The 13,335-nt window shown below is 38.0% G+C and carries 10 protein-coding genes and 1 riboswitch; all 10 genes read left to right on the top strand.

Annotation, left to right across the window (positions count from 1 at the left end; translation table 11 throughout):
- Positions 1-15 precede the first annotated feature (15 nt).
- The 10 genes from IGL32_RS09420 to IGL32_RS09375 all read left to right on the top strand — a co-directional run bounded on the left by IGL32_RS09420 (position 16) and on the right by IGL32_RS09375 (position 13,327).
- Positions 16-159: a hypothetical protein gene (locus tag IGL32_RS09420; protein ID WP_002356674.1), complete on the top strand. Its 144-nt coding sequence runs from the start codon at positions 16-18 to the stop codon at positions 157-159.
- Positions 156-1,406, top strand: coding sequence for a glycosyltransferase family 2 protein (locus tag IGL32_RS09415; RefSeq protein WP_002379685.1), 1,251 nt, complete (start codon positions 156-158; stop codon positions 1,404-1,406). Before IGL32_RS09420 ends, IGL32_RS09415 begins: the two co-directional genes overlap by 4 nt.
- A gap of 50 nt (positions 1,407-1,456) precedes the next feature.
- A riboswitch (Fluoride riboswitch) is annotated at positions 1,457-1,526 on the top strand.
- Between the two features lie 76 nt (positions 1,527-1,602).
- Positions 1,603-2,868 (top strand): voltage-gated chloride channel family protein, encoded by a 1,266-nt coding sequence (locus tag IGL32_RS09410; protein ID WP_002356676.1) that lies wholly within the window; start codon positions 1,603-1,605, stop codon positions 2,866-2,868.
- 49 nt (positions 2,869-2,917) lie between these two features.
- Complete coding sequence (locus IGL32_RS09405; RefSeq protein ID WP_002356679.1) at positions 2,918-3,196, top strand: UPF0223 family protein; 279 nt, start codon at positions 2,918-2,920, stop codon at positions 3,194-3,196.
- The gene (locus IGL32_RS09400) at positions 3,197-3,979 is read left to right on the top strand and encodes an inositol monophosphatase family protein (RefSeq protein WP_002379684.1); all 783 of its coding nucleotides are present in this window, start codon (positions 3,197-3,199) and stop codon (positions 3,977-3,979) included.
- A gap of 220 nt (positions 3,980-4,199) precedes the next feature.
- The gene (gene typA, locus IGL32_RS09395; RefSeq protein ID WP_002356682.1) at positions 4,200-6,035 is read left to right on the top strand and encodes a translational GTPase TypA; all 1,836 of its coding nucleotides are present in this window, start codon (positions 4,200-4,202) and stop codon (positions 6,033-6,035) included.
- Positions 6,036-6,352: 317 nt separating this feature from the next.
- On the top strand, positions 6,353-8,122 hold the full coding sequence (gene recQ, locus IGL32_RS09390; RefSeq protein WP_002356683.1) for a DNA helicase RecQ: 1,770 nt from the start codon (positions 6,353-6,355) through the stop codon (positions 8,120-8,122).
- A 226-nt stretch (positions 8,123-8,348) separates the two neighbouring features.
- A complete protein-coding gene (locus tag IGL32_RS09385; protein ID WP_002356684.1) occupies positions 8,349-8,654 on the top strand; it encodes a YlaN family protein in 306 nt (101 codons plus the stop codon).
- A gap of 3 nt (positions 8,655-8,657) precedes the next feature.
- Positions 8,658-9,866 (top strand): FtsW/RodA/SpoVE family cell cycle protein, encoded by a 1,209-nt coding sequence (locus tag IGL32_RS09380; protein WP_002356686.1) that lies wholly within the window; start codon positions 8,658-8,660, stop codon positions 9,864-9,866.
- A gap of 32 nt (positions 9,867-9,898) precedes the next feature.
- Positions 9,899-13,327, top strand: coding sequence for a pyruvate carboxylase (locus IGL32_RS09375; RefSeq protein ID WP_025193359.1), 3,429 nt, complete (start codon positions 9,899-9,901; stop codon positions 13,325-13,327).
- The last annotated feature ends 8 nt before the right edge of the window (positions 13,328-13,335 follow it).

Here is a 13,335-nt window from a genome sequence, read left to right as displayed (position 1 = left end):
AGAAAGGGGTATTTAATGAGCCAATCAGCTTTACCGAAACTTGGGGTAATTTCAACAGGCGCCTTTTTTGTGGTTGATTTAATTGGCGTTATTCTAGTTTCGATTGTCACTGCCTACATTCTATACCGTTATTTTTTTAAAAGAGGTCAAATTACATGATTTATTTGTATCAGTTATACAAAGTAATTATGTTCATCTTCTTAACCTATTTATTTACAAGTTTATTTCTCAGTTTTCGAACAAGAAAAAAAACAAGAAGAGAAGTCGAAGTAGCAGAAGAATTTTTCTGCTACTTTCTTGTACCGTGTGTAAACGAGGAGAAAGTCATCGGAGAAACATTAAAAAAACTGGTTGCTTTACCAATTAAGAAAAAAATAATTGCGATTGATGATGGATCAACGGACCAAACCAAAGCAATGATGGACAGTATTGCTGGTCCAATCCAAGTTCTGTCTCGTCAATTTCCCAATGCGCAACAAGGCAAAGGCGCCGCTTTGAACCACGCTTTCCAAATTGTATTAACAGATGCAGAAAAAGGACACTATTCTTGGGATCAAGTTTTAGTGGGTGTGGTAGATGCAGATGGTTTTTTTAGTGAAAATATTGTCAATGAGCTAACTGCTGTTTTCACAGATACAACAGTCTGTGCTGCGCAAACAAGAATCAAAATGAAAGATGTCACAAATTTTATGTTTATTGCACAAGATGTTGAGTTTTTTACGATTAATAATTTTATTCAAAAGGCGCGTCGAGCAACAAAAACCATCGGACTTGGTGGCAATGGTCAGTTTTTTCGGTTATCAATGATTACCGAACACTTAGGCTATCAGCCTTGGGGAAATGCTTTGTTGGATGACTATGAGTTAACCATTAAATTAATGCTGAAAGAGTTATCGATTGCTTATATTGACGAGGCCTTTATGGCTCAAGAAGCACTGAGAGATGTGAAACGTTTTATTCGTCAACGAAGTCGTTGGGTTCAAGGAAATTTAGATTGTCTAGCGTATTTACCCAGGGTGATTAAATCAAAGTCATTAACGCTAAGGCAGAAGTGTGGAATCTATTATTTTTTAGCGCAACCCTTTATTAATCTCGTAGCGGGGATGCTCGTTTTTGTCTTAACTGGGCTTCAACTGCAACACTTGTATAGGTTAGGCTTTTCGTTATCGCTTGTCATTAGTTTTGTTTTGGCCGTCAGTATTTCGTTAGTTTTCGGCATTTTTTTTACAATCAACTATTATCGCGAGTTGAAAAATTTTCAACTAAAAGTACCTGCAAAACTGGGGCTGATTATTTTGCCTTTTACTATTTCCTACATGTACTTAATTTTATTCGTTAGTGTGGTGATGGCTTATTATCGGTTTATCAAAGGTAATAGCACGTGGATAAAAACGGAACGCAATTGATTTTTTATTGCACTTTCCAGAGTTGCGTGGTATTATTTTTAATAGTTTAATAGCAACATGGTGATGGTGTTCACCACGAACTATTTATTGGACGAATAAATTAATGACGCCTACCAAACGGGAGAAGTGTACCCTTTGGTAGGCTTTTTCTGTACGCTAGGATTGGCGATAAGAAAATTGTAAAGGAGCATGTAAAGTGAAAAAAGAAACAAAGCAACTACTATCAATCGGCGGTTATATGGCAAAATGGTTGCTCATTACCGCAATTATTGGTTTATTTATGGGGGCGTTATCCGCCTTTTTCTTAAAGAGTCTCACCTATGTAACAGATGTTCGTTTAGCAAATCCTTGGTTACTCTTTATCCTCCCCATTAGCGGTGTCGTTTTTACGTATTTCTATACGCGTTTTGGGAAAAATGCTAGCCGAGGAAATAACTTAGTGATTGAACAAGGCAATGGCGGGGAAGAAGATATTCCCTTGCGCTTAATTCCTTTAACATTGTTTGGCACGATTACTACGCACTTATTTGGTGGTTCTGTTGGTCGTGAAGGGACGGCGGTGCAAATGGGGGGCGCAATCGCGAATGCTGTAGGAAAAGTCTTTAAACTGTCCGCTTTGGAACGACAAGTAATTATTATCAGCGGAATTAGTGCAGGTTTTAGTTCTGTTTTTGGCACACCATTAGCGGGAACCGTTTTCGGATTAGAAGTTTTGGCGATTGGAAAAGTTCGTGCAGAGGCACTTTTCCCAAGTTTTTTTGCAGGCTTATTTGCTAATTTTGTAACTGAAAGTTTTGGTGTAACACATACGCATTATCCGATGGGCAAAATTCCGACTTGGTCGGTTGAACTATTTGTAAAATTATTTTTGGCATCGATTTGTTTTGGTTTGGCAGGTTGGGTTTTTAGTCGTTCCATTGTCTTTTTAAAAAAGACCTATGCAAATTGGTTTGCTAATGTCTACCTTCGTGCGTTTCTTGGGGCGTCCATTGTCGTTCTGTTTGTGCTCGTCTTAAACAACCAGCGTTATTTAGGCTTGAGTTTACCTTTATTAGAAGATGCTTTTGCAGGCAATGCGCAGCCTTTTGATTTTGTTGGGAAATTATTCTTTACGGTGTTATCCTTGGGTGCCGGATTCCAAGGAGGAGAAGTGACGCCATTGTTTGAAATTGGGGCTACGTTAGGGAGTTCTTTGGCCCCTTTGTTACATCTATCAATTCCTTTTTTAGCAGGTTTAGGATTTATTGGTGTTTTTTCTGGCGCCACGAATACGCCGATTGCTTGCTTCATTATGGGCATTGAACTATTTGGTAGTGAAGCGGCGGTCTATTTTTTCATGGTCTGCTTAATCAGTTTTATGTGTTCAGGAAATAGCGGTATTTATGCTTCACAACAAAGTTTGTATCGTAAAGGAACAGCAGAATATCCTCTCTTTAACGCATTAAAAAATCGACGTAAATAAGATGTTTTTTTATGAAAATATGCTAAACTAGAGAAGATGAGGTGAAGACATGAAAGACTATCAATATCCATTAGATTTAGATTGGACGACGGAGGAAATGGTGATTGTCACAAATATGTGGACAGCAGTTGAGCAAGCCAACGAAACAGGCTTACCTGTTGACAAATTTTTAACAACTTATCAACAATTTAAAACGGTCGTTAAAAGTATCGGCGAAGAAAAACGCTTAGGTCGTGAATTTGAAAATGCTTCAGGATATTCGTTATATCGTACGCTTCAACAAGCTAAAAAACAGGGAAGCGGTAAATTAAAGCTGGGGGATGATTAGATGACTGAAACGCAAAAATTTGTTCAAACAATTCAAAGTTGGCTTTTTGAAGCAGCCGATGTGATTCGAATGAACTTGGAATCAGAGTTAACCGTTCAACAGAAAAATGGCCGCACCGATTTAGTGACAAATATGGATGAACAAACCCAAGAATTTTTAATGAATAAAATTCAAACAAATTTTCCCGAAGATCAAATTTTAGGGGAAGAAAAAGGCTACAATACTTTAAAAAGTTTTGCTGGTCGCGTGTGGATCATCGATCCGATTGATGGCACAATGAATTTCGTGATGGAAAGAGAAAATTTTTGTATTATGTTAGCTGTTTATGAAGACGGCATTGGTAAATTAGGTTTTATCTATGATGTGATGCGAGAAGAACTTTATTGGGGCGGCAAAGGGCTTGGCGTTTATCGGAATAATCAATTATTAAAAGCGCCTACTATGAAAGCCTTGGCAGATGGATTATGGGGCATGAATGCTTACATGCATGGAAAAAATATTCATCACGCAACGGAAATCGGACAAGCAAGTATGGGCGTGCGTATTAGCGGTTGTGCAGGTTTGGAAATTATTGCCATGTTAAAAGGCAACCATCATGGCTATTTATCTAATCTAAGTCCTTGGGATTATGCAGCAGGCTTAGTACTTTTGGAAGAATTTGGGTTTAAATACTCTGGTATTACAGGAAAACCATTAACTTTTGCGGGTCGTGAATACTTTATTGCAGCAACTCCTGAAACCTATGATGAAGTATTTACCCGGTATTTAAATGAATCGGAATAATCAAAGAAGAGCGTTGCTGAAAGGTAAGGCTCTTCCTCTTTTAAAAGAGAAAGATTTGTAAAAAAATGTCCTTGTTTTCAGAAAAAGCCGAATAATTTCTAAAACTTTCATTATTTTTGCAGGCGAAAGCCTTTTTTTAATGAAAAAAGTTTGCTATAATAAGCAGTCGGCTTTTATGGACTTAAGTAACATAAGCGTATATAGATAAGGAGCAATTAAATTGAAATACAGAGATGATATTCGTAACGTGGCAATTATCGCCCACGTTGACCATGGTAAAACAACCTTAGTAGATGAACTTTTAAAACAATCTGACACTTTAGATGGACACACACAATTACAAGAACGTGCAATGGATTCCAATGCACTTGAAAGTGAACGTGGAATTACTATCTTAGCAAAAAATACAGCCGTAGATTATAACGGTACACGTATCAACATTCTAGATACACCAGGACACGCGGACTTCGGTGGTGAAGTAGAACGTATCATGAAAATGGTAGACGGTGTTGTTTTAGTTGTCGATGCGTATGAAGGAACAATGCCTCAAACACGTTTCGTATTGAAAAAAGCATTAGAACAAAAAGTAACACCAATCGTGGTTGTTAACAAAATTGACAAACCTTCTGCTCGTCCTGAACACGTAGTAGATGAAGTTTTAGAGTTATTCATCGAATTAGGCGCAGACGACGATCAATTAGATTTCCCAGTTGTTTATGCTTCTGCTTTAAACGGAACTTCAAGTGAATCAGATGATCCAGCAGATCAAGAGCCAACAATGGCCCCAATTTTTGATAAAATTATTGAACATGTGCCAGCTCCAGTTGATAATTCAGACGAACCACTTCAATTCCAAGTCTCATTACTAGACTACAACGATTACGTTGGACGTATTGGGATTGGCCGTGTGTTCCGTGGCACAATGAAAGTCGGCGACCAAGTTGCGTTGATGAAATTAGATGGCAGCGTGAAAAATTTCCGTGTAACGAAAATTTTAGGTTTCTTTGGCCTACAACGTGTGGAAATTGATGAAGCAAAAGCGGGCGATTTAATTGCCGTTTCTGGAATGGAAGACATTTTCGTTGGGGAAACAGTTGTAGATGTTCACAATCAAGAAGCATTACCAATTCTACACATTGATGAGCCAACCTTACAAATGACTTTCTTAGTTAACAATTCTCCATTTGCGGGACGTGAAGGAAAATACATCACCGCTCGTAAAATCGAAGAACGTTTAATGGCTGAATTACAAACAGACGTATCTTTACGTGTTGATCCAATTGGCCCAGATTCTTGGACTGTATCAGGCCGTGGCGAATTGCATTTATCAATTTTAATTGAAAACATGCGTCGTGAAGGCTATGAATTACAAGTTTCTCGTCCAGAAGTTATTGAACGTGAAATTGATGGGGTTAAATGTGAACCATTTGAACGTGTTCAAATTGACACACCTGAAGAATACATGGGTAGCGTGATTGAATCCCTAAGTTTACGTAAAGGCGAAATGCAAGATATGATTAATGCCGGTAACGGACAAATGCGTTTAATCTTCTTAGCACCAGCTCGTGGCTTAATTGGTTATTCAACAGAATTCTTATCAATGACTCGTGGTTATGGTATTATGAACCACACCTTCGATCAATACTTACCAATGATTCAAGGAACGATTGGTGGCCGTCATCAAGGTGCACTAGTTTCAATCGATACTGGTAAAGCAACGACTTACTCAATCATGAGTATTGAAGAACGTGGTACAGTTTTCGTTGAACCAACGACAGAAGTTTACGAAGGAATGATTGTTGGGGAAAACAACCGCGACAACGATTTAACTGTGAACATCACAAAAGCTAAACAAATGACTAACGTTCGTTCGGCAACGAAAGACCAAACATCAGTCATCAAAAAACCGAAAAAATTAACGTTAGAAGAATCATTAGAATTCTTGAATGAAGATGAATACTGTGAAGTAACACCAGAAAGCATCCGTTTAAGAAAACAAATTCTTAACAAAAACGAACGCGAAAAAGCAAGCAAGAAAAAGAAAAAAGCTGAATAATTTTTCGACAAATAAACATTTAAACCAACTATGCTCGTTTTACTACGAAAATAGTTGGTTTTTTTTATGAAAAAAACGGATTAATGCGTTTTTTTAAGATAAGGATATTTTTTATGTGTGGATAACTACTCGTTATCCACAACAAGCAAATGTCGTTATTTTTGAAAGCTTTTGATAGCAAGCTTTCACAATTTTTCATTCTTTTTGATGTTTCACGTTAATTGGTGTTTCACGATTGTGTCTTGTTTTAACACACCTTGTTCCTGTTAGATTAGCGTGTTAAAATGACGTGTAGAACAAAGATTGGAGCGCAATAAATGAGTGCATTACAAGAATTATTAAAAGATACATTTGGCTATGATGATTTTCGGCCAGGACAAGAAACGATTATTCGTCATGTATTGCGACAAGAAAATGTCTTAGGCATTATGCCAACAGGTGGAGGCAAATCGATTTGTTATCAGTTGCCAGCCTTACTTCTGGATAATTTAACATTGGTGATTTCACCATTAATTTCTTTAATGAAAGATCAAGTAGATGCCCTGAATTTAATGGGGATTCCAGCTACATATATCAATAGTACCATTTCCTATCAAGAAATGAATCATCGTATTCAATTAGCGGTTAACAAAGAAGTCAAGCTATTGTATGTTGCGCCAGAGCGATTAGAATCTTATGATTTTCAACAGATGCTGACACATGTACCGATTGATTTATTGGCAGTAGATGAGGCACACTGTATTTCACAATGGGGGCATGATTTTCGTCCAAGCTATTTGCGTTTAGCAGAGATTATCGATCAATTTCAACAGCAACCAACTGTGATTGCACTAACAGCAACAGCAACGCCACAAGTAGCGGAGGATATTGTCAAGCAATTAAGAATTCCATCAGAAAATGAAATCAAAACAGGATTCGCTCGAGAAAATTTATCTTTTCAAGTCGTGAAAGATCAAAATAGAGACGTTTTTCTTTTGGAATATTTAAAGATGAATACTGGACAATCAGGTATTATTTATGCAAGCACGCGGAAGGAAGTTGAACGAATTTATCATTTATTAGAAAGTAAAAAAATTGCAGCTGGGATGTATCATGGGGGCATGAGTGAACAGTTACGTAGTGAAAATCAAGAAGCGTTCTTGTATGATCAAGTGCAAGTGATGGTAGCAACAAATGCCTTTGGTATGGGGATTAATAAGAGTAATGTTCGTTTTGTCATTCACGCACAAGTACCAGGAAATATTGAATCTTATTACCAAGAAGCGGGCCGAGCTGGTCGTGACGGTCTACCTAGTGATGCTGTGTTAATGTTTGCTCCACAAGACTTGCAAATTCAACAATACTTTATTGAACAATCTGAAATGACCATTGATTATAAGCAGAAAGAGTACTTGAAATTACGGGAAATGTCACAATATGCGAATGCACAAATGTGTTTACAAAAATATATTTTACGCTATTTTGGTGAAGAAGGGACGGACTGCGGTCGCTGCTCGAATTGTCTGGATAATCGAGAATTAGTCGATATTACGGTCGATGCCCAAAAAGTCTTGTCTTGTGTAAAACGTATGGGAGAACGTTTCGGTAAGGGCTTAGTTGGTAAAGTCTTGACTGGTTCAAAAGATCAAAAAATTGATCAATGGCATTTTGATCGTTTGCCAACATACGGACTAATGAAAGGTCGCACGCAAAAAGAAGTCACACAGCTGATTGATTATTTGACAGCAGAACGTTATTTAATTCCTTCTGATGGGCAATTTCCGTTGTTATCAGTCTCGACAGAAGGTGTTCAGGTGCTTTTAGGGGAACGGAAAGTCTTCCGAAAAGAAGACCAAAAAGTTCGAAAAGTAGCAGTGGATGATGCCTTGTTTGAGCGATTGCGCGAATTACGTATGGACATGGCTCAAGAGGCAGGCGTGCCGCCATATGTAGTCTTTTCCGATAGTACACTTAAAGAAATGTGTGAAAAATTACCGCAAACAACGATTCAATTATTGCAAATAAAAGGGGTCGGCCAAAATAAATTAGATAAATATGGCACCGCCTTTTTAGAAGTAATTAAAGAATATCAAGAGACAAAAAAATGATATAGTTTGTTATTTTATTTAAAATTAAAAGCAGAAAATAAGAAAAAAGTCTTTTAATGTATTTGTTGTTGTATTGATAAAATAAGCTTGTTATATAAAGAGATTTCTTACTTAATATATCGCTTGGTTTTAGAAAATTTCTTAAAGGAAATTTTCTGAAATCATCATGTATCTAACTGAGAATTATGTTATAATTATTTAATTAAGATAGGGAGGTTCTGTACAAATGGACGAAGGAATTTCAAAGAAATTTGCCATTCAATTATTAGAAGACGATGCAGAACGCATTAAAATGCTTATTCGTAATCAAAAAAACAGTTTGTGCATTTCTCAATGTAAAGCATTTGAAGAAGTGGTGGATACACAAATGTATGGTTTTTCAAGACAAGTGACCTATGCGACCCGTTTGGGGATTTTAACTAATGATGAAGGACATCGCTTACTAAGTGATTTAGAACGCGAATTGAATCAATTATATACAGATGTTTATGAAGAAACACAAGAAAAAAACGAGATTGGCAAGGAGGGTTAAGCTTTGCCAAACAAAGTAAAGAAACGGCATTTGCTAGACTATAGTATTTTTATTCCATATTTAATTTTAAGTATCGTGGGATTGATTATGGTATATAGTTCCACATCCGCATTACAAGTAATGAAAGGTTTTTCACCTACGTCATTCGTTATTAACCAGGTTGCCTTTTGGGTAGTAGGGTTAGTTGCAATGTTTTTTATTTATAAGATGAAAACATCCGTTTTCCAGAATCGAAGTTTTATCATGTTTGCCATTGCAGTAATTACGGTTATGGTTTTAGCCGTTCGGATTCCTGGTATCGGGAAAGAAATTAACGGCGCACGTGGTTGGATTGAGATTGGTGGGTTTTCGATGCAACCAGCTGAGTATTTAAAAATCATGGTTGTCTGGTATCTGTCTTATATTTTAGCACGGCGACAAAAGACAATTAATGGAGGCATGGATCAATTTAAACAAGCTGCCGGGCGCCCGTTGATGCTCGTTTTTGTATTAATTGCTCTAGTTGCAATCCAGCCTGACTTCGGGAATGCGGCCATTCTAACATTAATTACCATCGTGATGGTTTTAGCAAGTGGGATTAATTATATGTATACCTACTTGGTCGGTGGCTTGGGCATTTTAGGTAGTATCACGGCTATTCAGTTATTAATTATGTCTAAAGGAAAAATTTTCCCAGCGCGTTATCAATATATTTATAATCGTTTTGCTGTTTTTAAAAATCCATTTTTAGATGAACGGAACTTAGGCCATCAGTTAGCTAATTCTTATTATGCAATCAGTAATGGCGGCTGGTTTGGCAAAGGTCTAGGGAATAGTGTTCAGAAAAAAGGCTTTTTACCAGAAGCACATACGGACTTTATCTTTGCGATTACTTTAGAAGAGTTAGGCATTATCGGCGGTCTAGCGATTTTAGGATTGTTGATGTTTATGATTGCGCGAATTATTTTAGTCGGTGTACGCTCGAAGAAACCTTTTAATTCACTAATGTGTATTGGAATTGGTACAATGTTATTAATTCAAGTCTTTATTAATGTTGGTGGGATTACTGGGATTATTCCATTAACAGGAATTACTTTCCCGTTCTTGAGTCAAGGTGGGAATAGTTTGCTGATTATTTCGATTGCTGTGGCCTTTGTCCTGAATATCAGTGCAGATGAAACACGTCAGAAATTAGAAAATGAGTACTATTTATCTTTAGAACAGAACCAATAAATTTGAAGGAAATTGATGGTAGGAGTGACGTTATGAAAAAGGTATTAGTTGCCAATCGTGGCGAAATTGCGATTCGAATTTTTAGAGCTTGTACAGAATTAGATATCCAGACAGTAGCGATTTATGCTGCAGAAGATGAGTATTCTGTTCATCGTTTCAAAGCAGATGAAGCGTATTTAGTTGGTAAAGGGAAAAAACCAATTGAAGCCTATTTAGACATTGAAAATATTATCCAAATTGCCAAAAAATCGGGAGCAGATGCCATTCATCCTGGTTATGGCTTTTTATCAGAGAACTTACGCTTCGCCGAACGTTGTGAAGAAGAAGGAATCATTTTTGTTGGACCTAAAACACATCATTTAGATATTTTTGGCGATAAAATTAAAGCGAAAGAAGCAGCTGTAGCTGCGGGGATTGCTTCGATTCCAGGCTCAGACGGGCCAGTAGCAACGGTGGAAGAGGTCGTAGCTTTTGGTGAAACGCATGGCTTTCCTATCATGATTAAAGCTGCTTTAGGTGGCGGCGGTCGCGGGATGCGGGTTGCCCACGATGCCAAAGAAGCACGAGAAGGTTACGAGAGAGCCAAAAGTGAAGCGAAAGCAGCCTTTGGTTCTGACGAGGTTTATGTTGAAAAGTATATTTCTAATCCTAAACATATCGAAGTACAAATTTTAGGCGATCATCATGGGAATGTCTTGCATTTATTTGAACGTGATTGTTCCGTTCAACGGCGCCACCAAAAAGTGGTAGAAGTCGCACCATGTGTATCAATGAATGAAGAACAACGAGCAGCCATTTGTTCGGCTGCTGTGCAGTTAATGGCGCATGTCGGCTACGTGAATGCGGGAACGGTTGAGTTTTTAGTAGAAGGGGATCAGTTTTATTTTATTGAAGTGAATCCTCGTGTTCAGGTAGAACATACTATCACAGAAATGATTACAGATATTGATATTGTGATCTCTCAATTACAAATTGCGCAAGGGCTTGATTTGCATAAAGATATGCATTTGCCAAAACAAAACGAATTGACATTAAAAGGCGCGGCTATTCAATGTCGGATTACGACTGAAGATCCCCTGAACCAATTTATGCCAGATACAGGGAAAATTGATACGTATCGTTCACCAGGTGGTTTTGGTGTGCGTTTAGATGTAGGAAATGCTTATTCTGGCTACGCTGTGACGCCTTACTTTGATTCTTTATTGGTTAAAGTCTGTACGCATGGTTTCTCTTTTGAACAGGCAATCAGTAAAATGCAACGCTGCTTAAAAGAATTTCGGATTCGTGGCGTGAAAACAAATATTCCGTTTTTACAAAATGTTGTGAGCTATCCAGCGTTTCAATCTGGCGAAGCCAAAACAACCTTTATTGATAATACACCTGAATTATTTGAATTTCCTCGTATGCGCGATCGTGGCAATAAAACGATGAAATACATTGGAGAAGTAACGGTCAATGGGTTCCCTGGCATTGAACGAACGGAGAAAAAATATTTTGAAGCCCCGCGCGTGCCGACAGATATTGAAGTTCCAGAAAAAGTGATCACAGCTAAAAATATTCTAGACGCTCAAGGAGCAACCGCCGTCATCGATTGGGTTAAGAATCAAGAAAGTGTGTTAATGACAGATACCACGTTCCGTGATGCGCACCAAAGTTTATTAGCTACTCGTGTGAGAACACAAGATTTTAAAGCAATTGCTGGTCTAACTGATGCAGCCCTGCCTGAGCTGTTTTCTAGTGAAATGTGGGGTGGCGCTACGTTCGATGTTGCCTATCGCTTCTTAACCGAAGACCCATGGCAACGTTTAAGAAAAATTCGTCAGTTGATGCCAAACACACTTTTACAAATGCTGTTCAGAGGATCTAATGCGGTAGGCTATCAAAATTATCCTGATAATGTTATTGAAGAATTTATTAAAGAATCCGCTCGCCAAGGAGTCGATGTTTTCCGAATTTTTGATAGCTTAAACTGGATTCCTCAAATGGAAAAAAGTATTCAAGTCGTTCGGGATACCGGAAAAATTGCGGAAGCAGCAATTTGTTATACTGGGGACATCAATGATCCAGCCCGAGCAAAATATAATGTTCAATATTACCTTGATATGGCTAAAGAATTGGAAAATTTAGGTGCACAAATCATTGCGATTAAAGATATGGCTGGCTTATTGAAACCACAAGCTGCTTATCGTTTAATTAGTGAATTAAAGGCAGCCACGGATTTACCAATTCATCTCCACACTCACGACACTAGTGGCAATGGGATCATCACATATTCAGCAGCTACTAAAGCGGGCGTTGATATTGTTGACGTCGCAATGAGTGCGATGAGTGGCGCAACTAGCCAGCCAAGTATGAACAGTCTATATTATGCTTTAGTCAATGGTGAACGGACGCCAACTATTAACATTGATAATGCACAGAAAATCAATCATTATTGGGAAGATGTGCGCATGTATTATCAACCATTTGAAAATGGGTTAAATGCCCCGCAAACAGAAGTCTATATGCATGAAATGCCTGGTGGGCAATACTCTAATCTACAGCAGCAAGCAAAAGCGGTAGGCTTAGGGCACCGTTGGGATGAAATCAAAAAAATATATCACACAGTGAATTTGATGTTTGGCGATATTGTAAAAGTGACGCCATCTTCAAAAGTCGTGGGAGACATGGCACTCTTCATGGTTCAAAATAATCTGACAGAACAAGATGTTTATGCGCGTGGTGAAGAACTAAGTTTTCCTGAATCAGTTGTGACTTTTTTCCAAGGTGATTTAGGTCAACCAGTTGGTGGGTTCCCGAAAGAGCTCCAACGAATTATTCTAAAAGGTCGACCAGCCTTCACAGAGCGGCCAGGTGACTTAGCAGCACCTGTTGATTTTGCGAAAGTACAAGAAGAATTAGCCGAAAAAATTGGGTATCAACCTAAATTGGAAGAAGTTTTAAGTTATTTAATGTATCCACAAGTATTTTTAGAGTATCGTCAAAAATACGAAACCTTTGGAGATATAACCTTATTAGATACGCCAACATTCTTTAATGGTATTCGTCAAGGAGAGACATTGGAAGTTCAAATTGAACGAGGAAAAACGTTAATTATTCGTTTAGATGAAATTGGCGAACCTGATATTGACGGAAACCGTGTCTTGTTCTTCAATTTGAATGGGCAACGTCGTGAGGTTTTAGTTAAAGATGCCTCTATTAAGTCAGCTGTTCAAGTTAAACAAAAGGCGGAACCAACTAATAAAGAACAAATCGGCGCAACGATGTCTGGTTCTGTTCTACAAGTATTGGTCAAACGTGGCGATAAAGTAGAAAAAGGTCAGCCGTTGCTGATTACAGAAGCCATGAAAATGGAAACGACTATCGAAGCACGTTTTGCGGGCACGGTAGATCACATTTATGTTGAAGAAGGCGAAGCAATCAGCTCAGGTGATTTGTTATTAGAAGTGAAAGAAAAATAAGATGAGAG

The organism is Enterococcus sp. AZ035 (assembly GCF_050548325.1).
Lineage (GTDB): Bacteria > Bacillota > Bacilli > Lactobacillales > Enterococcaceae > Enterococcus > Enterococcus faecalis.
Note: the sequence above shows the minus strand (reverse complement) of the source record. Positions and strands in the feature narration are given on the sequence as shown.